This is a genomic window from Pararhizobium sp. LjRoot255 (assembly GCF_964252905.1).
Lineage (GTDB): Bacteria > Pseudomonadota > Alphaproteobacteria > Rhizobiales > Rhizobiaceae > Pararhizobium.
The window spans coordinates 902,644-925,973 of sequence record NZ_CAXUPQ020000002.1 but is presented as its reverse complement, the minus strand read 5'-3'; the positions used below and the strand labels follow the sequence as shown (position 1 = coordinate 925,973).

Genomic DNA, 23,330 nt, shown 5'->3' with positions numbered 1-23,330 from the left:
TGCCGCGCCGCTTTCGTCGTTCTGGTTGAGCGAGCTCTTGGACCGTTTAGCCCTTCCGCATTGTAGCGCCACACCCATTCCCGCAACGTCTGGCGATCCATCCCACAGGTCCCGGCCAGCATTCGACGCGCAGTGCGAACGCCAGCCTTTCCGTGATGATGCGTTTCGGCGCCGGACCGAGCTTTCTTCGAATGCATATCAGTGACCACCGCACGGCCATTGCGCGCTGCAAAACCCCACATGACCCAAGTTGAAACGGAATACGGAATGCGCAAAAGCGCATATTCCGGAAGCGTTAAGGTTATCACAAATACGCCCGCTCTCCCATTTCATGACGTATAGCAAAAGTCGCGTTATGCCCTCAAATACAATCATAGGGGGTGTCTCGATGTGGAAGAGTTGACTGACGATTTGGCGCGTCCGGCGGGTGGGGAAGGCGCGATCGCTAGTTTCCACTTCGCCACGGCCGGTATCGAACGTCCTTTCGATGCATGGCGTTCCCTCCTGAACGTTCTGTTCGACAGCCTTCCCCCGAAAGCTTCTCCATCGACGGGGTTTCAAGCGAATCTCATAGTCTATCACTTCGGCACATTCCTGCTGTGCCGAAGTATCGCGGTTGGCGGCCGTTATCGGCGCACCGAAGCGCGCCTCGCTTGGAATGATCTCGACCATATCGTTGTCTCGTGTCTCCTGCGCGGCGGCATCGCCCTAACCAGCCCCGCCACCCGACGGCTGCGACCGGGCGACGTGGCGGTGCTCGACCTATCGGCGCCAATGGCTTTTGCGATGTCAGCCGCCGAGGGCATGCACCTGATCATGCCGCGCACCCTGCTGCCGGCCTCGATGGCGCCAGTGCATCCGGTGACCGGTCGTATTCTGGCCCAGGATACCGCCATGGCGATCTTTATCAGGGGAATCCTTGAGGCCCTTGGCGAAGCGGCGCTGCGCCTGAGCCCGGGCGAGGTGATCGCGCTCGGGGCGTCGGTGCCCGATCTGCTCGCCTCGTGCCTGGGACCTGCGGCATCGGTACCTTCAGCGGAGGCCAAGGGCGACCTCGGACGGCGCCTGCGTCGCCACATCGAGGAGAACCTGCATCGCAGCGATTTGACCCCTTCCCGCCTGACGCACGACCTTCACGTCTCTCGCAGTCAGCTCTACCGGCAATTCGAGAAAAGCGGCGGTGTTGAAGCCTACATTCGCCGGCGCCGTCTCCGGCGCTGCCTGCTCACGCTCTGCGATTCCCGCCATGCCGACCGGCGCATCGGTGACATCGCCTATGAAATGGGCTTCGCCGACGAGGCGCACTTCAGCCGGCTGTTCCGGCGCGCCTTTGGAGTGTCCCCCAGGGGCGCTCGCTCTGCCGCCCGGCAGGACGGCCCAGAACTGGGCGGCCTGTTCCGGCCATCCACCGATGACGCTTCCTTCGGCGACTGGCTAACCGCACTCGGGACGAGTTGAGGTTGCGCCCTCCTTGGGACGGTCGTCCAAGTTTTCGGAATGCGCGTCCAGGGACAACCAGGAGGGATGAAGATACCGTCCAATACACATAAAGCGGGAAATTCGAGAAGACAGACGCTGCATCAGAGCCCCGGCCCAGCGAAAGGAAACAGCATGATGTCGACCAAGATGGCAAAGACAAGTTCCGATCCTGCGATGAACAGCGCACCACCGGCAGCTGCAGTCCCTTTCGAGCTGACCGCCACGAATGAGTCGACCGTCCCGGGCGTTCAGTATTTCAGCGTCTTTCCGCCGGCATTGAAAAACCCTCCGCCAAAATCGCAGACCCTTACCGCCTTGGTGTCAGATCCGACAAAACAGGGGGATGCAACAACGTTGACGTGGAACGGTGGAAGCGGCGCGCTGGCCTTGTTTGCGCTTATTGAAGGCGCAAGCCCAGGCGCTGCCAAAAGGACGCCGGTCGCGCTGGGGGATACGGTTGCCGTGGCCTGGCTCGACGGTGCGTTTACTGTTACTCCGGCCGCCGGCGGCCCAGCCAATGCCATCGAGGTGACATTCGCACCTGGTGTCCCAGGGGGTGGTCAACTCGGCCTGGTGGTCGGGCCTGCCCCCATCCTCGTGCCGATCCCGGCCGGTCTGTCGGCGTTGACCCTCGAGCCCGACTTGTCACCGACCGTCACAGTGATCTTCGGCACTCCTTTCCAATTGCCCAAACCCGATCAATCGGACGTCAGCAAGACAGCGACCATCACTTTCGAACAGGATACCGCGACGAACGCCAGTCCCACGGCTATCGCGCAGATCAAGGTCGGTCTGGAGAACCAGATCGTCGAGGGCGGCTGACCGCCCAACGCGCTTGCCCGGCATCCGCCTTCCCAGGCCGGGCATTCCCCTCGCCGCTCCTATTCCTCCCACCGGGCGGCGAGGGCGAGCCGGCACCGCTTCAGCCCCGGAGGCGGTGCCGGCCACCACCCTGCAATTCCGGGCACGATCCCCAAACGAAAGGCAAAGCAAATGACGACCTACTCTCTGACATGCCTCAACAACTCCCAGCTGCACGGCAGCTTCGCCGTGTTCCAGAAGGCTCCGCCGATGACGGTTCCCGGAAACGTGTTCTCGCTGGCGTGGTTTGCCCGTCCAGCCGCCCCCGGAAGCCGTGTCACCTTCAGCTGGAACCTCGACTATAGCTTCGTCTGGTCGGAGACGGGACTGCTTCAGCCAGGCATCAATTTCTCGGCTACGCAGGTAATCCCGGCCGATCCGAACGGCCAGAACCTGGTCCAGCTCACGCAGGACAGCGTCGGTGCGACGACCTTCGCCAGTCCGAGCGTCACCGGCGCCCTGGGCTCGCTGACCATCCAGCAGCTGTCCAACGTCGTGCCAAGCCGAACCTCTGTCGGCATCGGCATGGCCGGCTCGGGCACCTTCGCCGTCCAGGCGGCTCCGAACATGACGGCAGTCTTCACCCCGCATCCCAATTACTGGGTGATGTTCGGCAATTTCGAGACAGGTGATGTCATCGACATCGAGGATGTGACCGGAGCAGTCGAGGCCACCTATGGCGGAGCACTGACTTCGCGGACCGCGGCACTCGGCCTCAATAACCTGATCACTGTTTCCTAACGTCATCGGACGGCGGCTGGTTCAGCCGCCGTCCCCCTTCTCCCAAAACCACAGGAGACGGCAATGCCGGAGTACAAACTCACCTGCGTCAACAACTCAAACCTGCATGGCAGTTTCGCGCTCTACCAGGTCCCCCCTCAGCTGCCACGGCCGTCGGGGTTGACCAGCCTGGCCTGGCTCGCCCGACCGGCGGCGCCGGGCACCCAGGTGCGCTTCTCATGGTCCACGGAAGTCGGCTTCATCTGGGGCGAACGCGGGGTATTTGCGGGACGGACGTCCTTTACGGCCTACCAGTATGTCGCCGCCGACCCCGATCGGGAAAACCTTATCGACTTCACCGCAGACAGCTTCGGAGCGCCGACATTCCAGAACCTGCGTACTGGCGGTTCGCGGGGCGCGCTGACCATCCGCCAGCTCAGCGCCAACTTCGATTTTCCGATTCACCTTGGCATCGCAATCGGCAAATCGCCGATCTACACCGTTGGTTTCAATGCCAATATCTTGAGCGCATTCATTCCGCATCGCCATCGGTGCTGGGTTGTTTTCGGCAGCTATAGCACCGGCGAGACGATCGACGTGGAAGCGCTGACCAACATCCAGGTCGTCGACTTCAGTACAAACTCGCCCTCGCAACGCGTCGAGTTGACACCAGAGAACATTCTGCAGCAGGCAGCAGCGCCGTACGGCGACCCGCCTTTCGGCTAAACGCCGGGGCGATCTGCGCACGCCCCTAACCACTCCAGAGAACACGCGGACGGCGCGATTTCGCCCGCCGCCATACCAGGTCCGGCGGCATGCGCCTCCGGTCAGCGCTCCTCGCATGCCGCGGGGAACGTTCGTCCCTCCCTATAGCGAAAAGGAAAGCCGTTATGCACATTACCAAACTACGCTGCCGCGTCCTTGCGGCGATGCTTACCGTCTTGGTGTCGCTCGGCGCGATAAGCCCCGCGCATGCCTATTCCGTCTATCGCCGGGTAACGGCCGATGCCATGACGGGAACAGTCGTTTGGACGGCGGCAAACTTCGGCGTCAGCGGCGACCCGCCCACCCTGTCGTTCTTCTACTATCAAGACGATGATGCGGCGCGCGCCGCAATGCCGGCGGCTCAATGCTTCGTCAAGGTCGACCTCGGTGACCTTGTCGATCCGCAACCGGGGGCCCAGGCCGCTGTCGGCAACGCAAACATTCCCGTCAACGCCAACCCAGCCGATCAGCCGAGGCCTTTCCCCTGGATGATCGGGTTCGACAACAATCCGCCCGGCCATTGGAGCATCGCAAGGCCTGAAATCACCAACGCGGTCACCAATAATCCGGCTAGCAGGGTGGCTGCCGCCGGGTTCCTGAGCCTCGCAACCACAGTCAACTCCGGCGTTACCGTCATCAACGGAATACTGCCCAATTGCCGCGCCCAATAGACGGTTCTTCGACAAGGCCCTAGAGTCACGGACGCAATAGCTTTCACCGCCGGGCCTTCATGTCCGGCGGCTTTTCGCGGGAGAATTCGACATGGCAGTGCTTCACCACGCCTTTCGCTGTGCCGTCACGCCAGCCTTCGAGCGAGAGATTGCAGACCTGTTGGCGGCATGGGAGACCGGTGACCGGGAAAGGCTTTCGGACATGGCGCTTGCCCGGTATGCGGCACTGGCGGAGCGCGAAGATATTCATGCCGCCTTTTATCTCGGCCCCGACGGCGCCGCGCCGTCCTGGCTGCAGCCGCAATTCATCAGCCCGGGGCTCGCCGCCTTGGTGGTGCTCGCCGAGGGCTTCGTCCCCCTGCCGACATTGAGCGCCAGCAGCGATACGAACCACTATCAGCTAGCGACCCAACTGCCGGCGTTCGGCTGGGCGGCCGATGAGATCGACGTCCTGATCCGCGGGCAGCCGATCGAGGCAATGCTGCAAGGCTATGCCGGTTCTGCCCTTCAGCTGGAACAGGGAGGGTTCCGGCACACCGGCAGCTGGACGCCCGGGCGGACGGCGCGAACGCTGAGCACGCGACTCAACCGGCTTGCCCTCGGCCCGCCTTCGCACGCCGACGAAGCGGCACTGGCAGCGTGGAACCTGCTCCACGAAAGCAATGCATTAAACGATGCGCGCGCGATGTTGGCAGCACTCAGCGACGACGACTGGCTCGTGATGGCCATCACTCATTGAGAATGCTGCTCGCTGACGCTCCAAGCGATCCGAACGCTGTCATGGACAGTTCGCACATCCGGCACACGCGGCATTGTTGATCATTGCCTCGCATTCGATGGCCACAACAATGCAACGATCCGGCAATCGTGTCTTGACCCGCGTCAATCGGGGTCCCTCGGTAGCCGATGCCAGCCATGCCGTCATGCCTTAGGAAGGTGCAGTGACCGGACCAGTCGACTCCCGTAGGATCAATTCAACGGGCCAAAGTTCGTGGATTTCCGTCAGAGACTTGCCTGCAAGGAGCTGCAGGACCAGTTCCGCCGAGCGCGTACCGGCAGCGCGCATGGATGACCGCGTCGTCGACAGCGACGGAGCCATGTTGTCGGCGTTCAGATAAGGGAAGACGTCGTCGTGGGCGATGACCGAAATATCCTTGCCGACGACAAGGTTGAGAGATCGGGCGGCCCGATAGACGCCGAGCGCGGTCATCATCGAGCCTGCGACGAGAGCTGTCGGGCGCGGTGATTGTTCCAGGAAGGACCGCGCCAACCGGAAGCCGACCTCGTCGGTAAAACTCCCGTGGGCGACCAGGCGCGGATCGAACGGCACGCCGCGCTCGACAAGCGCGTCACGATACCCCTTATCGCGATGCATGGAAAACGTGACGCCCGGGCGGCCATTGATCATCGCGATCCGCCTGTGCCCAAGATCGAGCAGCTGCGCGGTGGCGCGCTTGCTCACGCCTTCGTTGTCGATATCAAGCCAGGCATAGGGTACATCCGTTTCGGACCGGCCATGAACCAGAAACGGCATGCCGAGTTTTTGGAGCAGGGCGATGCGCTCGTCATGGGGTCTCGGCGCATTGACGATGATGGCGTCGACCCGCCGGCTTCCCACGAGCCGGCTAAAGAGTTGCATCTCATCTTTGGCGTCGTGTTCGACTATCGGGCTGACGAGAATGTCGATATCCTCGCCCCCAAGGCGCTCGCCCATTCCGCTGAGGAATTCAGCGAAATTACCTTCCCGCCCCTTCTCCATCAATATGCCGATAGCACCCACACGTCCGGTTACGAGGCGAACAGCGTTGATGTTCGGCCGGTAGCCGAGGCGTATCGCCGCGTCGGTAACGCGCTTGCGGGTGCTTTCGCGCACTTCCGGATAACCGCTCAGGGCTCGGCTTACCGTGGTCGGCGAGAGGTCGAGATGCTTGGCAAAGTCTTTGAGTTTCATATGGTCCGACGCGGTTTCGCATGCTGATTAATAGCTATAGCTCGACCACCCCACTACCAGCAATCCATCTCGCGGGGAGATCGCGTTCTCCAGCATCGATTAAATTAAAACGTTTTCAAATCGTTATTCAAATCAAACGCTTCGCCCCTCGCGTGAGAAACGGATGGAAACCGCCAGGTTCAAGCTATCTTATTGAATATAATCATGTCTTATTGCCGACACTTGAATTAATGGCGCAGGCATTCGTTGTGACCTTGACTCGCTTTCCCGTTTCTGACAGTTTTTCTTCTACCAAAGCGCTTTCGATTTGCTGATCCCGGTTTCAGCGGGCGCTTGGAGGCCTGGGAGGAGCCGATGACAATGAAACTTCTTGCGACCGCTGCAATACTGGGTGCGATCATGGGCGATGCGTCTGCCGCAGACCTGTCGATCGCGGCAAACTCGACCGGCAAGAATGCGGAATTCCTGCGCGAACGACTTGTCGAGTTCGAGACAAAGACGGGTAACAAGGTCAATCTCGTGACGATGCCCGCCTCGAGCAGCGAGCAGTTCGGGCAATACCGTTTGTGGCTCGCAGCCGGAAACACGGATGTCGATGTCTACCAGACCGATGTCATCTGGGCGCCTCAGCTTGCCGATCAGTTTGTCGATCTGACAGACGCCACCAAGGATATGACGGCCGAGTTTTTCCCATCGATCATCGCCTCGCAGACAGTCAACGGCAAGCTTGTCGCCTTGCCGATGTTCACCGACGCGCCCGCCATGTTCTACCGCAAGGACCTTCTGGAAAAATACGGCAAGCAGCCGCCCAAGACGTGGAACGAGTTGGAAGCGACGGCAAAGGAAATCCAGGAAAAGGAACGCGCCGCCGGGCAGTCGGACTTCTGGGGCTTCGTGTTTCAGGCCAATGCCTATGAGGGCCTGACCTGCAATGCGCTCGAATGGATCAAATCGTCGGGCGGCGGACAGATCGTCGAGCCGGACGGAACGATTTCGGTCAACAATGAAAAGGCAGCCGCCGCCATCGACCGGGCAAAGGGCTGGATCGGCACGATTGCGCCGGAAGGCGTGCTCGCCTACCAGGAGGAAGAAGCACGTGGCGTCTGGCAAACCGGCAAGGCGGCCTTCATGCGCAACTGGCCCTATGCCTATGCGCTCGGCAACGGAGACGACAGCGCGATCAAGGGCAAATTCGACGTCATGCCACTTCCGGTCGCAGCCGACGGCGATCAGCCATCGTCGGCACTTGGCGGCTGGAATCTTGCCGTCTCGAAATATTCCGATGAGCAGGAAGTCGCAATCGAGCTGGTGAAGTTCCTTGCCTCGAAGGAAGTGCAAAAGAAGCGCGCGGTGGAGCTTTCCAACCTGCCGACCCTTTCGGCGCTTTATGACGACACCGACATAGTCGCGAGCCAACCGTTCATGGCGAGTTGGAAGCCGATTTTTCAGAATGCCGTACCGCGTCCGTCGGCGGTGGCAAAGGTCAAGTACAACGAGGTCTCTTCGAAATTCTGGGGCGCGGTGCACAACACACTTTCCGGAAATGGTTCGGCTGCCGAGAACCTAGAACTGCTCGAAGTCGAGCTGACCGAACTCAAGGGCGACACCTGGTAATCGCATTCAGCCACGGACGGTAGCCGCTTGCGGCTGCCGTCTTCGCAAGATCGATGCTTCCGGCCCTCGCCGGATGACAACCGGTGGGCAATCATCATGACCGAACTTTCCCTTGAAACGTCCCCGGCCGTGCAGGTGGCACGCAGCCGGATCGGTTCCGACCTGCAGGCGCAGCGCATCCGCTCGGCATGGGTATTCCTGGCGCCGACCCTGTTCGTGCTCGCCGTCGTCGCGGGCTGGCCACTTGTCAGAACCGTCTATTTCAGCTTCACCGACGCGTCGCTGACCAATTTGTCCGGCGCGGAGTTCGTCGGCCTCAAGAACTACCTGTCGTGGGTAACACTGAAGAGCGGCCGCACCATCTTTAGCGGTCTTCTCGCCGATCCGGCCTGGTGGCGCTCTGTCTGGAATACCCTGAAGTTCACGTTGATCTCGGTCAGCATCGAAACCGCGCTCGGGCTGATGGTGGCGCTTGTACTGAATGCAGAGTTTCCCGGTCGCGGCCTTGTCCGCGCCGCCATTCTCATCCCCTGGGCCATTCCCACCATCGTTTCGGCCAAGATGTGGGCCTGGATGCTGAATGATCAATTTGGCATCTTGAACGATATTTTCCTTGGCCTCGGCCTAATCAGCCAGAAGATCGCCTGGACCGCCAGTCCGGACACGGCAATGTTCGCGGTGCTGGTTGTCGATGTCTGGAAGACCACGCCATTCATGGCGCTGTTGATCCTCGCGGGCCTGCAGATGGTTCCCGGCGATATCTATGAGGCTGCACGAATCGACGGTATCCATCCGGTGCGGGTTTTCTGGCGCCTGACCTTGCCCTTGATCCGTCCGGCGCTGATGGTCGCCGTCATCTTCCGCATGCTCGACTCGCTGCGTATCTTCGATCTCATCTATGTGCTGACGCCCAACAACGCGCAGACGCGGACCATGTCGGTGCTTGCCCGCGAAAACCTCTTCGAATTCGACAAATTCGCCTATGGAGCGGCGGCTTCGACCATGCTGTTCCTGATCATCGCAACGATCACGGTCCTCTACATGTGGTTCGGCCGCGTCAACCTGGACGGAGGAGAGCGTTGATGGTTGCCACACTTGCAAAGCGCACGGCGTTCTATGCCCTCGTCGCCACGATCATCGTCATCGCAGTGTTCCCCTTCTACTACGCGATCCTGACGAGCTTCAAATCCGGGACGGCCTTGTTCCAGGTGGACTACTGGCCAACATCCCTTTCCCTGGCAAACTATACCGGCGTCCTGTCCAGCGGCAGCTTCGTGAGGAATCTCGGCAATTCGCTGATGATCGCCGGACTGGTGGTGGCTCTTTCGCTGCTGCTCGCAGTCACGGCATCCTTTGCGCTGGCGCGTGTGCGGTTTCGTGGGCGATCCCTGCTGCTCCTTACCATCCTGGCGGTCTCGATGTTTCCGCATATCGCGGTGCTCGCCGGGCTGTTCGAGCTGATCCGCTGGATCGGCATCTTCAATACGCCATTTGCGCTGATCTTCTCCTACATGATCTTCACGCTGCCCTTCACGGTGTGGGTGCTGACCACCTTCATGCGGGACCTGCCGATCGAGATCGAGGAAGCGGCCATCGTCGACGGCGCCTCTCCCTGGGTGATTATCACGCGGGTGTTCATGCCGCTGATGTGGCCGGCACTCGTGACGACAGGGCTGCTTGCCTTTATCGCCGCCTGGAACGAGTTCCTATTTGCCCTGACATTCACGTCATCGGATACCCAGCGCACGGTCCCCGTAGCCATCGCCCTGCTGTCGGGTGGCAGTCAGTTTGAAATTCCCTGGGGCAGCATCATGGCGGCGTCCGTGATCGTCACAGTTCCCCTGGTGATCCTCGTGCTGATCTTTCAGCGGCGGATCATATCCGGCCTCACCGCCGGCGGCGTCAAAGGATAGGAGAAGAAAATGGCAGAGATTCAACTGCGGGATATCCGCAAGTCCTTTGGCGCCTACGAGGTCATCAAGGGCGTCAGCATGGACATCAGGTCGGGTGAGTTCATGGTATTCGTCGGACCTTCCGGCTGCGGTAAGTCCACCTTGCTTCGGCTCATCTCAGGCCTGGAAGAAATCACCTCGGGCACCCTTTTGTTCGACGGACAGGTCGTCAATCAACTCACGCCTCCCAAGCGCGGCATCGCCATGGTGTTCCAGTCCTATGCGCTTTATCCGCATATGACGGTCTACGAGAACATGGCCTTCGGCATGCAGCTCGCCGGCCGAGACAAGGCGCAATGCAAGCAGCGCGTGCATGCAGCCGCCGAGATGCTGCAACTCACGCCTTATCTTGAGCGCTTGCCGCGGCAGCTTTCGGGCGGCCAACGCCAGCGCGTGGCGATCGGCCGGGCCATCGTGCGCGATCCGACGGTCTTCCTGTTCGACGAGCCGCTGTCGAACCTCGATGCGGCGTTGCGCGTGGCAACGCGCCTGGAGATCGCCAAGCTCCATCGCAGCATGCACAAGACCACCATGATCTACGTCACCCACGATCAGGTCGAGGCGATGACGCTCGCGGATCGCATCTGCGTCCTGAGAGACGGGCTCGTCGAGCAGATCGGCACGCCTTTGGAACTCTACGAGAGCCCCAATTCGCTCTTCGTCGCCGGCTTCATCGGGTCGCCGAAAATGAACTTCCTCTCCGGTGATTTCTCGCGGCCCTATGGTGCCCATACGATCGGCATCCGTGCCGAGCATATCGACATCATGCCTCACGAGGGACTATGGGCTGGAACGGTGGTTCATTCGGAAATCCTCGGTTCCGACAGCTACGTCTATCTCGACGTTGGATCGTCCGAGCCGGTGATCGTTCGGGAAAACGGTGTCTCGGGGCATCAACCCGGTCAAAGACTGCAAATCGCGCCGATCGAAGGGCGCGTTCACCGCTTCGACGCGGCGGGCCATGCCATGGCCACCGCAAAAATGCGTGGTGCCGCCTAGGCACCGCACATTTCTATCGGGCGCGGGCAATAGGGGCAACAGGCCCGCAAAGTCGGTTACTGATGTCTGCGCATGCTGTCGGAGTGGAGCTCACTCGACGATCGTCCGCTGTGCCTCCATCCGTGCCGTTCGCCAGGACGACCATGCGAAGGCGACGACGAACATCGCAGTCATAAGCAGCACAATCGTCGGAGCCGGCGCGCTGTCGATGAAGAATGAGACGTAGACACCGGAGAAAGCGGCGACCACCGCAACCAGGACGGCGGCGATCAACATGCCGCCCATGGTGCGGGTGATCAGGAAGGCAATGGCGCCGGGCGCGATCAGCATCGCGATGGCGAGAATCAGTCCGACGGCTTTCAAGGCCCCGACGATCGTGAGCGACAGGATGGCAAGCAGCCCGTAGTGCAGCCAGTTGACACGCAGGCCGACGGCCTTTGCATGGGCGGGATCGAACGCATGCAGCAGGAAATCGCGCCATTTGACCGCAAGGATGCCGGCCGCCAGGAACGCAATCAGGCCGGTCTCAATGATATCCGGCCAGCCGATACCAAGCATGTCGCCGAAGAGGATGTGATCGAGGTGCACGTCGCTCTGGATCTTGGTGTAGAGCACCAGTCCGAAGCCGAACATGCCGGAGAAGACCACGCCCATCACCGTATCCTGCTTGATGCGGCTGTTTTCCTTGAGGTAGCCCGTCAGGAGCGCGCAGGACATGCCGGCGGCAAAGGCGCCAACGGCAAGCGGCAGGCCGACGATGTAGGAGATGACGATACCAGGAAAGACCGCATGCGAGATCGCGTCGCCCATCAGCGACCAGCCCTTCAGCACGAGAAAGCAGGAGAGCATCGCCGTCGGGATCGCCACCAGCACGGAGATCAGAAGCGCGTTGCGCATGAACTCGAATTCGAAGACGGCAAGCAGCATGTCGAGCGAGATCATTGGGCGACCTCCAGCGCTTCGGCACTGCGCCTGCGGGCGGCAAGCAGGCCGTGCTTTGGGGCAAGCAAGAAGGCTAAGAGGAAGATCAGTGTTTGCAGCACGATGATGATGCCGCCGGTGGCGCCGTCAAGGAAATAGCTGAAATAGGCGCCGAAGAAGCTTGTCAGCGCACCGATCGCCACGCTAATCGTGATCAGCCGGGGAAACCGGTCGGTAAGCAGATAGGCGGTCGCGCCCGGGGTGACGACCATGGCGATGACGAGAAAGGCACCGACGGTCTGGAGAGCTGCGACGGTACAGGCCGAAAGCAGGGTGAAGAAAAGCACCTTCAGAAAAGACGTTCGGATCCCGATGGAGCGCGCATGGGTCTCGTCGAAGAAGGTGACCATCAGATCCTTCCATTTGGCCGTGAGCACGACGAGCGAGACAATGCCGATGATGGCCAGTTGCAGCGTGTCGGCGGGCGTGATGGCGAGGATATTGCCGAGCACTATGGTCTGGATGTTCACCGAAGTCGGCGACAACGACACCATGAAGAGACCAAGGCCGAAGAAGGAGGTAAAGATCAATCCGATGATGGCGTCCTCTTTCAGTCGGGTGCGCTGGTTGAGGAAGAGCATCGCGCCGGCAGCGAGCGTGCCGGAAAAGAAAGCGCCGAGCGAAAAGGGAAGGCCGAGCATATAGGCGCCAGCGACGCCCGGAACGATCGCGTGCGAGAGCGCGTCGCCGATCAGCGACCAGCCTTTCAGCATCAGGTATGACGACAGGAAGGCGCAGACGGCGCCGACCAGAGCGCTCACCCACATGGCGTTCACCATATAGCCGTAGGTGAAGGGCTCCCAAAGCGAAGCGATCATTTGCCGTCCGCCTCAGGATCGGTCTCAGGCTTGGCCGGCTGCGATACCATGTGGCCCTTTGCACCGTACATGACCAGCGGCCGCTCGTCGTCGCTGATGACGGAAAGCTGGCGCGGATCGGCGTCGTCGTGCAGGTTTTCGCCACCGAGCACGAAATGGCGAAGGACGCCACCGAAGGCGAGTTCGAGATTCTCGCGCGTGAAGGTGGTGTCGGTCAGGCCGTAAGCGAGCACGGTGTTTTTCAGAAGCACGGTGCGATCGCAGAATTCCGGCACGCTGCCGAGGTTGTGGGTGGAGACCAGCATGACCCGGCCTTCGTCGCGTAGCCCGAGCAGGAGGCGGATGATCGCGTCCTCGGTCTTGACGTCGACGCCGGTGAAGGGTTCGTCGAGCAGGATGACGCGGCCGTCCTGCGCAAGCGCACGGGCAAGGAAGACGCGCTTCTTCTGGCCACCCGAAAGCTCGCCGATCTGCCGGGTGCGGAAATCACTCATGCCGACACGGGCAAGCGCGGCTTCGACAGCCTCATGATCGCCCTTCTTGGGGATACGCAGCATGTTCATGTGGCCGTAACGGCCCATCATCACCACGTCCTCGACAAGAACCGGGAAGTTCCAGTCGACCTCTTCGGCCTGCGGTACATAGGCGACGAGGTTTTTCTTCAGTGCTTCCGGCCCCGAAAGGCCGAGGATGGAAATCTCTCCGCGTGCCAGCCGGGCAAAACCCATGATCGCCTTGAACAGGGTCGACTTGCCACTGCCATTGACGCCGACCAGCGCCGTGATGGTCCCCGTCGGGATTTCGAACGACGCATCGTGCAGCGCCCGGTGGCCGTTGCGATAAGTGACAGTGACGCCGGCGGCACGGATACCCCCGCCCGCGTCACCTGACGCCGGCGCTTTGCTGGGCCGAGCCTTGACCTGAAGGTTCATTGCGAAAGGCCTTTCGCGATGGTTTCGGATGTGACGCGCAAAAGATCGATATAGGTCGGGACCGGACCGTCCGCCTCGCTGAGCGAGTCGACATAGAGTACGCCGCCATATTTTGCCCCCGTCTCGCGCGCGACCTGCTGGGCCGGATCGGGAGAGATCGTGCTTTCAGAGAAGACGACAGGGATATTGTTGGCGCGAACGGCGTCGATCACCTTGCGCACCTGTTGCGGCGTGCCCTGCTGGTCGGCGTTGATCGGCCAAAGATAAAGTTCCTTCAGGCCGAAGTCGCGCGTAAGATAGCTGAAGGCACCCTCGCTCGATACCAGCCAGCGCTTTTCCTCGGGGATCTTGCCGATCTCGGCACGGATAGGCTCGATCGTCGCTTCGATCCTCCTCTTGTAGGCCTCGGCGTTGGCTTTGTAGGTCTCGGCATTGGCCGGGTCATGCTTCACAAAGGCGTCGCGGATATTGTCAACATAAATCAGCGCGGCAGCGGGCGACATCCAGGCATGGGGGTTCGGCTTACCGCTATAGGGTCCTTCGGCAATGCCCATGGGCTCGACACCTTCGGACACGACGGCACCAGGCATATCGTCAAAGTTTTGGAAGAACTTTTCAAACCAGAGTTCCAGGTTGAGGCCGTTCCACAGGACCAGCTTGGCATCATGCGCCTTCAGGATGTCGCGCGGTGTCGGCTGATAGTTGTGGATCTCGGCACCCGGTTTGGTGATCGATTCGACGATTGCAGCGTCACCCGCAACGTTCTTTGCCATGTCTGCAATCACCGTGAAGGTGGTGACGGCCTTGAATTTCTCCTGCGCCCAGGCAGCAGGAACGACCGCGAAAGCTGCCAGTGCCGTTGCTGCTGCCAGAATCGCGCGTCTCGTCTGATCGATCATCCCATACTCCCTGATGTTGTCGGCGACAGAACTAGGCGAATGCTTTGCATAAGTCAATGCACATGCGAAGCATTTGCAACTAGCTATTTTCAAAGCCGTCGCCCTTGGCTAGGGTTGAATCCATGAAACAGAACAAGAATCGTGTCGAGGAACTGGAAGGCGTTCTGCGGGACGGTGGTGTGCGCGTGACACGTCAGCGCGCGGCAATCCTGAAGATTCTCGCCACCGCCGAAGATCACCCGGATGCAAGCGAATTGCACCGCCGTGCGAAAGAAATCGATGCTACCGTCTCGCTCTCGACGGTCTACAGAACGCTTTCCGCGCTCGAACAGCAGGGGGTCGTGCATCGCCATGCCTTCGAGAGCGCCACTGCCCGCTTCGAAACCGCGGATGCGCCCCATCACGACCACCTGATCGATATCGATACGGGTGCGGTCATCGAATTCCGCTCCGACAAGATCGAGCAATTGCAAGCGGAGATCGCCGCGGAACTCGGCTACGACCTCGTGCGCCACAGACTGGAACTCTACTGCCGTAAGCGCAAGGACTGACAGACAGCGGTCCGAACATTTCAGCCAAAGATTTCTGTTCGAGCAGGCGTTCAAACTTCATATCCTCGGCAGTGATATCCCCTACCCTCCCAGTGGCCGTGGCGACGGCGGCAGGGCTTGCAGAGGTTGTGCCTGATTTCCTGATCCTGGGATTTGCAACGCGCTTCGCAGCGCTCGGACTGCGATTATCCCAACTCACCATCCCGGACGGCTGAGCGATTTTCACTTGCCCTGGCCGAGAGAAACCAAAGGCTCTGGGGTCTGCCCATTACTCTGTGGGCGCACGAGGTAGACCGCCTCCGAACTGCCAGACGGTTGACTTATTTTCAATGGCGAGTAGTGTACTGAATATTGGTATGACCACCTGGCCAACTGACCTCTTGCGTCAGCATCGTCGGGACTGTCGAGGAAGATGATGTTCTCTGCCGTGGAATCGCGCCGCCTCTATCGCCAGGTAGCGGACCAGATGCGAAGCCTGATCGAACGAGGCGAACTGCCGCCCGGCTCTCGCCTTCCAGCCGAGCGCGAGCTGGCCCAGATGCTCGGCGTATCCCGCCCGACTGTCCGGGAAGCGCTTATCGTCTTGGAAGTGGAGGGCTTTGTCGATATCCGCATGGGCTCGGGCATCTATGTAACGGCACGCAAGGTGCCGTCGGCTGACCTGCCGCCGGAGGATTTCGAAGGGCCATTTGAATTGCTGAGGGCGCGGGCTGTCGTGGAATGCGCGGTGGCCGAAGAGGCTGCCCGGCTGGCGCGGCCGGAGCATATCGCACTGATGGACGATAACTTGACGAAGATGGCAGCCGCACTCGAGGATCGGCGCCTGGCTCTGGCGCTCGATCGCGACTTTCACGTCATCGTCTCCGGCATAATCGCCAATGCGACGCTGAACCGTTTCATCGGCAGCATCCACGACATGCGCATGACCCCTTATTTCGAGAAGCTCGCCAGCTATTTCGAAAACACCGAAACCTGGCGAGCCGCGATGGAGGAGCATCGCGCCATTCGCGACGCGATCGCCGCCGGCGATCCGAGCGCCGCGCGGGCCGCAATGCGCGCGCATCTCGACCAATCTCAGCTTCGTCTGTCGAAAAGTTTCGAGGAGGAACCGTCCGACAGCGCGATACCGGCCGCGTGGAGGCGCGTCGGGGGCAATTAGCCACAGGACCTAATGACTTCAACTTGGGAGGAGAACAAACATGAAGTTCAGATTGACAATGTTGCTGGGTGCGACAGCGGCCGTTCTGGCCTCGGCGCTCACCGCGCAAGCCGAGACCGTGCTCAAATGGGCGCATGTCTACGAGACCTCGGAGCCGTTCCACACCGAATCCGTCTGGGCGGCCGAAGAGATCGGTAAACGCACCGAGGGCCGCTACAAGATCGATGTCTTCCCGGCCTCGCAACTCGGCAAGGAAGCCGATCTCAACCAGGGCCTCAAGCTTGGCACGGTCGATATCATCATCTCCGGCTCGAGCTTTGCTGCGCGCGAATATGCGCCGATCGGCGTCACCTACTACCCCTATACGTTTCGCGATCCCGCGCATCTCATCGCTTACACCAAGAGCGATGTATTCAAGAGACTGGCCAAGGGATATGAGGACGCTTCCGGCAATCATATTACCGCAGTCACCTATTATGGCACGCGTCAGACGACATCGAACCGGCCTGTCGGCAAATGCGCCGACATGCAGGGTTTGAAGATGCGCGTCCCGGACGTGCCGGCCTATCTCGCCATGCCACGCGCGTGCGGCGCTAATACGACGCCGATCGCCTTTGCCGAGGTCTATCTCGCACTGCAGAACGGGACAGTCGAGGCTCAGGAAAACCCGTTGACCACGATCGATGCGAAGAAGTTCTACGAGGTACAGAAGCACATCGTGCTCACCGGCCATATCGTCGATCATCTGAACACGCTGGTGTCGAAGAGCCTGTGGTCGCAGCTCGCCGATGCCGACAAGCAGATCTTCACCGAGGTGATGCAGGAGGCCGCCGAGCGCAGCACCAAGATCATCGAGGAGCGTGAGAAGAGCCTGGTCGCCACCTTCAAGGAGCGTGGCATTGAGGTCACCGAGGTCGACAAGGCCGATTTCGAAAAGACCGTCGTGGAAAAGGTCGCGCTCGAGGATTTCGGCTACAACAAGGCAGACTGGGAGGCCATCCGCGCCGTCAAGTGAGCCATCGATGCCGGCTGCCCGCAAGAGCCGCCGGCATTTCCGCCCCTCTTTTCGTCGGATGATCGCCCATGCAACAAGAAGTCCATACGCTGATAACACCGGAGGAAATCGCCCATTCCTTCGAAGAAGCCGCGCCGGTCGCCGACGTTTCGCACTATGCCGTCGAAGATTGGGCCACGCTTGCCATCTTCTGGGTGATGACGGGCTGCGTCTTCCTGCAGTTCTTCACCCGCTACGTCCTCAACGACTCCTATGCCTGGACCGAGGAGATTGCGATCAATTGCCTGATCGGCGTCGTGTTTCTGGGCTCTGTCATGTGCGTTCGCGTATCACGCCACATTCAGGTCGACGTGCTCTATCACTACCTGCCGCGGCGCCTTGCCAGAGGACTGGCGATCTTCGTCGATCTCGTGCGCATTGGCTTCTTCGCCTATGCCTGCTGGCTGATGTGGCGCTATGTGGCAATCGTCGCCGACGAGCGCATGGTGACCGTCAACCTGCCGCGCAATATCGTCTTCTATAGCGTGATGGCCGGCTTCGTGCTGATGCTCTTTCGCTCCATCCAGGTCTTCATCGCCAATCAGCGCCGCGGTTATTCGGTTCTCGAAAGGCCCGAAGAATTTCAGAAGGTTGAGGATTGATCCATGCTTCTGCTCGTCGGTTCGTTTCTCGTCTTGATGGTGGTGGGCGTGCCCGTTGCCATCTCCATGGCCGTAGCCTCGGTTCTCTATCTCGTCTTCTACAATGTCGCTCCCGACATCATTGCCGCGCAGCGGATGATCGCCGGGGTCGAGAGTTTTCCGCTGCTCGCCGTTCCCTTCTTCATTCTCGCCGGCAACCTGATGAATTCCGCCGGCGTCACCGGCCGCATCTATTCCTTCGCAGTCGCCTTGGTCGGCTGGATGAAGGGCGGGCTTGCCCAAGTCAACATCATCGGCTCGGTGATCTTTTCCGGCATGTCGGGCACGGCGCTCGCCGACGCCGCTGGCATCGGCACGATCGAGATCAAGGCGATGAAGGATCATGGCTATCCCGTCGAGACAGCCGTCGGCGTCACCGCCGCCTCGGCCACGCTTGGCCCGATCTTTCCTCCATCTCTGCCCTTTGTCATCTATGGCATGATGGCCAATGTTTCGATCGGCGCGCTGTTCATGGCGGGCATCGTGCCGGGGGTGGTCATGACCGTCTTGATGATGGTGACCGTCGCGATCTTCGCCTACCGGCGCGGCTGGGGTTCGGACACGCCGTTCGAGATGAAACGCCTGTTGTCAGCATCGCTCGAGGTCGTGGTGGTCTTCTCCGTGCCGCTCCTGATCTACCTCCTGATGTCGGCCGGCCTGTCGATGAACGTCGCCGTCGGCATCGCGCTTGCGGCGCTGCTTGCCGTCGACTGGTACTTCGACTTCTCCGCCGTCATGGCGCTGATGACCCCGGTCATCCTGATCGGCGGCATGACGATGGGTTGGTTCACGCCGACGGAAGCTGCCGTTGCCGCTGTGCTCTGGTCGCTGTTCCTCGGGCTGGTGCGCTACCGCACCATGACGCTATCGACACTGTCGCGAGCCACCTTCGACACCATCGAAACCACAGCGTCGGTGCTGTTCATCGTCACAGCCGCCTCCATCTTCGCGTGGCTGCTGACGGTCAGCCAGGCCGCCCAGATGCTATCGGGTGCGATCCTGTCGATCACCGACAACAAGTGGGTGTTCCTCATCCTGGTCAACCTGCTGATGCTGTTCGTCGGCTGCTTCCTGGACACGATTGCCGCAATCACCATATTGGTCCCGATCCTTTTGCCGCTGGTCACCCAGTTCGACATCGATCCGGTGCATTTCGGCCTGATCATGACGCTGAACCTGATGATCGGGCTGCTCCATCCACCCCTTGGCATGGTGCTCTTCGTGCTGTCGCGCGTCGCCAAACTGTCGGTCGAGCGGACCACAATGGCGATCCTGCCCTGGCTCGTCCCGCTGTTCATCGCGCTCATCATGATCACCTTCGTTCCGGCGATCACGCTATGGCTGCCGACTGAGGTGGGGCTGATCCGCTAATGGGGAGAACCGTCATGCTGGCGCGTCTCGCGCGGCTCTATGGCCAGCGCGACTTGAGAGTGGAAGTGGCCGATGTCACCGAACCGGGCGATGGGGAAGTGCTGCTGAAAATGGCGGCAGGCGGCATTTGCGGCTCCGACCTTCACTATTACCAGGATGGCGGCTTCGGCCCCGTGCGCGTGCGCGAGCCGATCATTCCAGGGCATGAGGCCTCGGGCCACGTCGCGGTCCTTGGTCGCAATGTCTCCGGCCTTGCTCTTGGCGACCTGGTGGCGGTCAACCCGAGCCAGCCCTGCGGAAATTGCCGCCTCTGCCGGGAAGGCCTCGCGATTCATTGCCTGAACATGCAGTTCATGGGCAGCGCCATGCGCCTGCCCCATGCGCAAGGCATGTTCCGCGACTGGCTGGTGGTTCCAGCCATCCAGTGCCTGCCTGCCGGCACTCTGGTCAGCGCCGGCGAAGCCGCCTGCGCCGAACCGCTGGCGGTCTGCCTTCATGCGGTCGCGCAAGGCGGCGATCTCTCCGGCAAGCAGGTGCTGGTTACCGGCGCGGGGCCGATCGGCGCACTGGTCGTGGCGGCCGCCCGCCATGCTGGTGCGGCCGCGATCGTGGTGACCGACCTTGTCGATGCTGCGCTGGAGCGCGCCTTGGCCTGCAGAGCCGATCGCGTCATCAACGTCCGCCGCGACCCCCAGCTGCTTGCCGAATACGAGGCGGACAAGGGTCACTTCGACGTCGTGTTCGAATGCTCCGCCGCCGAACCGGCCCTGCGCAGCGCAATCGCCACGGTCAAGCCGCGCGGCCTCATCGTGCAGGTCGGAGTGACAGGTGACATTACGCTCCCGCTGAATGCCCTCGTCGGCAAGGAATTGCGGTTGATCGGATCACAGAGGTTCGACAGCGAATTCGCCCTTGCAGTCGAGCTCATCGCTGATCGCCGGATCGATGTCCGGCCGGTCATTTCCCACACATTCCCGATCGATCAGGCGGTCGCGGCCTTCGAGCAGGCCGGCGACCGCTCGGCTGGCTGCAAGGTGCAGCTCAGCTTTCTGGCTTAGGAGTTCACATGCGACATACATGGCGTTGGTTCGGCCCGGTGGACCGGGTGAGCGTGCAGGATGCGGCCCAGGCCGGTGCACATGGCATCGTCAGCGCGCTGCATCATATTCCGACCGGTGACGTCTGGCCGTTGGACGAGATCGCCAAGCGGCAGGATCAGGTCCGTGCCGGCGGCCTGGAATGGGAGGTCGTCGAAAGCATTCCCGTCTCGGAAAGCATCAAGACGCAAACGGGTCCCTGGCGCGAACATATTGCCAGCTGGCAGGAAACACTGCGCCGTCTCTCGGTCGCCGGCATCCGTACGGTCTGCTACAATTTCATGCCGGTTCTCGATTGGACGCGCACCGATCTGCGCTGGACCGCGCGGCATGGTGCAAAAGCCATGCGCTTCGACCGGATCGATTTCGTCGCCTTCGACCTTCATCTCCTGGAGCGGGCAGGCGCCGCAAAGGATTATGACGCAGGGACGCGCGAGCAGGCGCAGCGGCGATTCCGCGAGATGACCGACGAGCGCAAACGGGGCCTGTCGCGCAATATTGGCGCGGGCTTGCCAGGATCTGCCGACGGTTACAGCCTGCCGCAACTCAGGGAGCATCTGGCGACTTACGCGGGAATCGACAGGGAAAGGCTGCAGCGCAATCTTATCGATTTTCTGACCGAAGTGACGCCGGTGGCGGAGCAGGTCGGCATCAATATCTGCGCCCATCCGGACGATCCGCCCTGGGCGCTGCTCGGGCTGCCGCGTATCCTGTCGAGCGCCGAGGATTATGCCTTCATGCTGCGTGAGATCGACAGCACTGCAAACGGCGTCACCTTCTGCACGGGCTCGCTTGGCGCCCGCGCAGCCAATGACCTGCCGGCCATGGTGCGTCAGTTCGCGCCTCGCATCCACTTTATCCATCTTCGCAACGTCCGCCGCGAGGAGCTTGAGACACCCTGCTCGTTCTACGAGGACGAACATCTTGAGGGCGACACCGATATGGTGGCGGTGATTGCCGAGTTCCTCTCGGAAGAAAAGCGGCGGCGCGCCGAGGGGCGGACGGACCACCAGATTCCCATGCGCCCCGACCACGGGCAGGAGATTCTCGACGATCTGACACGCGGCGCCCAGCCCGGCTATCCGGCGATTGGCCGCCTGAAGGGGCTTGCCGAACTGCGCGGTATCGAACGCGCCTTGTCGCACGCGACCTATGGATTAGGCTGAACATGGAGCATTTGTCCGCCTCGACCCGACTGCCCGCCGCTGTTGTCACGCCACGCTATGATCGCGGGGCTCTGAAACCCGGTATTCTGCATATCGGCTTCGGCGCGTTTCACCGGGCGCACCAGGCCGTCTATACCGACAGTGCCTTGACCGAGTGTTTCGGTGACTGGGGTATTATCGGTGTCAGCCTGCGGTCTCTCGACGCGATACGGGACCTGAGGGCACAGGACCATCTGTTTTCGGTGGCGAGCCGCGGGGCCGCGGGTGCCGAAGTTAGGATCATCGGCTCGGTCGTTGGTGGGCTGTCTGCCATCGAGGACCACCAGGTACTGCTCGCTCGGCTGGCCGATCCCGCAATCCGCATCGTGTCGATCACCGTCACCGAGAAGGCTTATGGCATCGATCCGGTCACCGGCGGCCTCGACCGCCATCATCCGGCGATCGCAGCCGATCTCCTCTGCCCGGACATGCCGACCGGTGTGATCGGCTTGATAGTCGAGGGTCTGGCGCGGCGGCACTCCGCCGGTCTTCCGCCCTTTACCGTTCTTTGCTGCGATAACCTGCCGACCAACGGCCGCGTCGTCCGTCGTCTTGTGATCGAAATGGCGGCGGCACGAGACGCTACGCTCGCCGGCTGGATATCCGAGCATGGAGCCTTCCCCTCGAGCATGGTGGACCGCATCGTTCCGGCAGCCACGGCGCAGACGCGGGAGCGCACAGCGGCATTGCTCGGCGCCGACGACAAGCTCGCGCTCGACACTGAACCGTTCATGCAATGGGTGGTCGAAGATCATTTCGCCGCGGGCCGCCCCGCCTGGGAGGCGGCCGGTGCGCTTTTCGTCAAGGATGTTGAGCCCTATGAGAAGATGAAGCTCAGGCTGCTGAACGGCGCCCACTCGATGATCGCCTATCTCGGTCAATTGGCGGGTCTCGACTATGTTCGCGACGTCATGGCCGTTCCGCACTGTCAGAGCAAGGTCCGGCAATACATGGAAGCAGCGGCTCGAACGCTCGACCCGGTGCCGGGCATCGACCTCGAGGCTTACCAGGAGCAGTTGATGCAACGCTTCGCCAACCCGACGATTGCCCACCGCACCCGTCAGATCGCCATGGATGGCAGCCAGAAACTGCCACAGAGGATATTTGCTGCAGCGGTGGACGATCTCGCAGCCGGGCGCGACGGCGCCGTGTTCGCCTATGCCACCGCACTGTGGATAAGCTATGTGCTCCAAACACCGGATGTAGAAGACCCGCGCCGACACGAACTGAATGTGGCGGCCGCCGAAGCGATCGACACCGGCGCACCGTCCGCCTTTTTCGCCGTCCCCGGTCTCTTTCCTCCGGCACTGGTCGAAGACAGAGCCTGGCGGAACCGACTGAACCGTGAACTCAAGGGGATGGAAAGCGTGTACCCCGGAGTGTAATCAGACGTTTGGGCCTGCAGCTAGAGATCAAGACGAACGGCAATTACGGCTGGCAAAAATCGTCCATTCCGGCGCCCGACGATTTGAGCGCACGCTGCCTCCGAATGAGCGAGCGGCAGGACCTACAGTTCGCCGCCATTGCCAAGTTGACGGGCAACAAGACACCGGCCAGATCTCCAACAGCAGAGGCAACTGGCCGGTCGCCCTCCAAATCTTTGATTTGTA

At 61.2% G+C, this 23,330-nt stretch carries 24 protein-coding genes; 19 read left to right on the top strand and 5 right to left on the bottom strand.

Annotated features, from left to right (window positions below; translation table 11 throughout):
* Positions 1–390 precede the first annotated feature (390 nt).
* The 6 genes from ACSQ2W_RS23455 to ACSQ2W_RS23430 all read left to right on the top strand — a co-directional run bounded on the left by ACSQ2W_RS23455 (position 391) and on the right by ACSQ2W_RS23430 (position 5,235).
* The gene (locus ACSQ2W_RS23455) at positions 391–1,458 is read left to right on the top strand and encodes a helix-turn-helix domain-containing protein (RefSeq protein ID WP_436088545.1); all 1,068 of its coding nucleotides are present in this window, start codon (positions 391–393) and stop codon (positions 1,456–1,458) included.
* A 153-nt stretch (positions 1,459–1,611) separates the two neighbouring features.
* Positions 1,612–2,301 (top strand): hypothetical protein, encoded by a 690-nt coding sequence (locus ACSQ2W_RS23450; protein WP_436088544.1) that lies wholly within the window; start codon positions 1,612–1,614, stop codon positions 2,299–2,301.
* Between the two features lie 171 nt (positions 2,302–2,472).
* The gene (locus ACSQ2W_RS23445; protein WP_436088543.1) at positions 2,473–3,081 is read left to right on the top strand and encodes a protein rhiA; all 609 of its coding nucleotides are present in this window, start codon (positions 2,473–2,475) and stop codon (positions 3,079–3,081) included.
* Positions 3,082–3,144: 63 nt separating this feature from the next.
* Positions 3,145–3,786 (top strand): hypothetical protein, encoded by a 642-nt coding sequence (locus tag ACSQ2W_RS23440; RefSeq protein WP_436088542.1) that lies wholly within the window; start codon positions 3,145–3,147, stop codon positions 3,784–3,786.
* Between the two features lie 164 nt (positions 3,787–3,950).
* Positions 3,951–4,496, top strand: coding sequence for a hypothetical protein (locus ACSQ2W_RS23435; protein WP_436088541.1), 546 nt, complete (start codon positions 3,951–3,953; stop codon positions 4,494–4,496).
* A 91-nt stretch (positions 4,497–4,587) separates the two neighbouring features.
* Complete coding sequence (locus ACSQ2W_RS23430; RefSeq protein WP_436088540.1) at positions 4,588–5,235, top strand: hypothetical protein; 648 nt, start codon at positions 4,588–4,590, stop codon at positions 5,233–5,235.
* 189 nt (positions 5,236–5,424) lie between these two features.
* On the opposite strand, the gene ACSQ2W_RS23425 is transcribed toward ACSQ2W_RS23430, so the two are convergent.
* Positions 5,425–6,447: a LacI family DNA-binding transcriptional regulator gene (locus tag ACSQ2W_RS23425; RefSeq protein WP_436088539.1), complete on the bottom strand. Its 1,023-nt coding sequence runs from the start codon at positions 6,445–6,447 to the stop codon at positions 5,425–5,427.
* A gap of 20 nt (positions 6,448–6,467) precedes the next feature.
* Here ACSQ2W_RS23425 and ACSQ2W_RS23420 point away from each other — a divergent pair, with 20 nt between their 5' ends.
* The 5 genes from ACSQ2W_RS23420 to ACSQ2W_RS23400 all read left to right on the top strand — a co-directional run bounded on the left by ACSQ2W_RS23420 (position 6,468) and on the right by ACSQ2W_RS23400 (position 11,012).
* A complete protein-coding gene (locus ACSQ2W_RS23420; RefSeq protein ID WP_436088538.1) occupies positions 6,468–6,761 on the top strand; it encodes a hypothetical protein in 294 nt (97 codons plus the stop codon).
* Between the two features lie 40 nt (positions 6,762–6,801).
* Positions 6,802–8,061, top strand: coding sequence for an ABC transporter substrate-binding protein (locus tag ACSQ2W_RS23415; protein ID WP_436088537.1), 1,260 nt, complete (start codon positions 6,802–6,804; stop codon positions 8,059–8,061).
* A 96-nt stretch (positions 8,062–8,157) separates the two neighbouring features.
* On the top strand, positions 8,158–9,144 hold the full coding sequence (locus ACSQ2W_RS23410) for a carbohydrate ABC transporter permease (protein WP_436088536.1): 987 nt from the start codon (positions 8,158–8,160) through the stop codon (positions 9,142–9,144).
* The gene (locus ACSQ2W_RS23405) at positions 9,144–9,974 is read left to right on the top strand and encodes a carbohydrate ABC transporter permease (protein WP_436088535.1); all 831 of its coding nucleotides are present in this window, start codon (positions 9,144–9,146) and stop codon (positions 9,972–9,974) included. The genes ACSQ2W_RS23410 and ACSQ2W_RS23405 overlap by 1 nt, the downstream gene beginning before the upstream one ends.
* A gap of 9 nt (positions 9,975–9,983) precedes the next feature.
* Entirely contained in the window at positions 9,984–11,012 is a 1,029-nt protein-coding gene (locus ACSQ2W_RS23400; RefSeq protein WP_436088534.1) for an ABC transporter ATP-binding protein, read from the top strand.
* Between the two features lie 90 nt (positions 11,013–11,102).
* Here ACSQ2W_RS23400 and ACSQ2W_RS23395 read toward each other — a convergent pair whose 3' ends face one another.
* Genes ACSQ2W_RS23395 through ACSQ2W_RS23380 form a run of 4 tightly spaced genes read right to left on the bottom strand, consistent with a single transcriptional unit; the run spans position 11,103 to position 14,642 of the window.
* Positions 11,103–11,954, bottom strand: a complete 852-nt coding sequence (locus ACSQ2W_RS23395; protein WP_436088533.1) for a metal ABC transporter permease — start codon at positions 11,952–11,954, stop codon at positions 11,103–11,105.
* Positions 11,951–12,811, bottom strand: a complete 861-nt coding sequence (locus ACSQ2W_RS23390) for a metal ABC transporter permease (RefSeq protein WP_436088532.1) — start codon at positions 12,809–12,811, stop codon at positions 11,951–11,953. Before ACSQ2W_RS23390 ends, ACSQ2W_RS23395 begins: the two co-directional genes overlap by 4 nt.
* Entirely contained in the window at positions 12,808–13,743 is a 936-nt protein-coding gene (locus ACSQ2W_RS23385; RefSeq protein ID WP_436088531.1) for a manganese/iron ABC transporter ATP-binding protein, read from the bottom strand. The genes ACSQ2W_RS23390 and ACSQ2W_RS23385 overlap by 4 nt, the downstream gene beginning before the upstream one ends.
* A complete protein-coding gene (locus tag ACSQ2W_RS23380; RefSeq protein ID WP_436088530.1) occupies positions 13,740–14,642 on the bottom strand; it encodes a metal ABC transporter substrate-binding protein in 903 nt (300 codons plus the stop codon). Before ACSQ2W_RS23380 ends, ACSQ2W_RS23385 begins: the two co-directional genes overlap by 4 nt.
* Before the next feature lie 122 nt (positions 14,643–14,764).
* Here ACSQ2W_RS23380 and ACSQ2W_RS23375 point away from each other — a divergent pair, with 122 nt between their 5' ends.
* The 8 genes from ACSQ2W_RS23375 to ACSQ2W_RS23340 all read left to right on the top strand — a co-directional run bounded on the left by ACSQ2W_RS23375 (position 14,765) and on the right by ACSQ2W_RS23340 (position 23,105).
* Entirely contained in the window at positions 14,765–15,193 is a 429-nt protein-coding gene (locus tag ACSQ2W_RS23375) for a Fur family transcriptional regulator (RefSeq protein WP_065774062.1), read from the top strand.
* 415 nt (positions 15,194–15,608) lie between these two features.
* Entirely contained in the window at positions 15,609–16,352 is a 744-nt protein-coding gene (locus ACSQ2W_RS23370; protein WP_436088987.1) for a FadR/GntR family transcriptional regulator, read from the top strand.
* Between the two features lie 40 nt (positions 16,353–16,392).
* A complete protein-coding gene (locus tag ACSQ2W_RS23365; protein WP_436088529.1) occupies positions 16,393–17,367 on the top strand; it encodes a sialic acid TRAP transporter substrate-binding protein SiaP in 975 nt (324 codons plus the stop codon).
* 68 nt (positions 17,368–17,435) lie between these two features.
* Entirely contained in the window at positions 17,436–18,008 is a 573-nt protein-coding gene (locus ACSQ2W_RS23360) for a TRAP transporter small permease (RefSeq protein ID WP_436088528.1), read from the top strand.
* 3 nt (positions 18,009–18,011) lie between these two features.
* The gene (locus ACSQ2W_RS23355) at positions 18,012–19,418 is read left to right on the top strand and encodes a TRAP transporter large permease (protein ID WP_436088527.1); all 1,407 of its coding nucleotides are present in this window, start codon (positions 18,012–18,014) and stop codon (positions 19,416–19,418) included.
* A gap of 14 nt (positions 19,419–19,432) precedes the next feature.
* Positions 19,433–20,476 (top strand): L-idonate 5-dehydrogenase, encoded by a 1,044-nt coding sequence (locus tag ACSQ2W_RS23350; protein WP_436088526.1) that lies wholly within the window; start codon positions 19,433–19,435, stop codon positions 20,474–20,476.
* A gap of 8 nt (positions 20,477–20,484) precedes the next feature.
* Positions 20,485–21,681 (top strand): mannonate dehydratase, encoded by a 1,197-nt coding sequence (gene uxuA / locus ACSQ2W_RS23345; RefSeq protein ID WP_436088525.1) that lies wholly within the window; start codon positions 20,485–20,487, stop codon positions 21,679–21,681.
* Between the two features lie 2 nt (positions 21,682–21,683).
* Complete coding sequence (locus tag ACSQ2W_RS23340) at positions 21,684–23,105, top strand: mannitol dehydrogenase family protein (RefSeq protein ID WP_436088524.1); 1,422 nt, start codon at positions 21,684–21,686, stop codon at positions 23,103–23,105.
* The last annotated feature ends 225 nt before the right edge of the window (positions 23,106–23,330 follow it).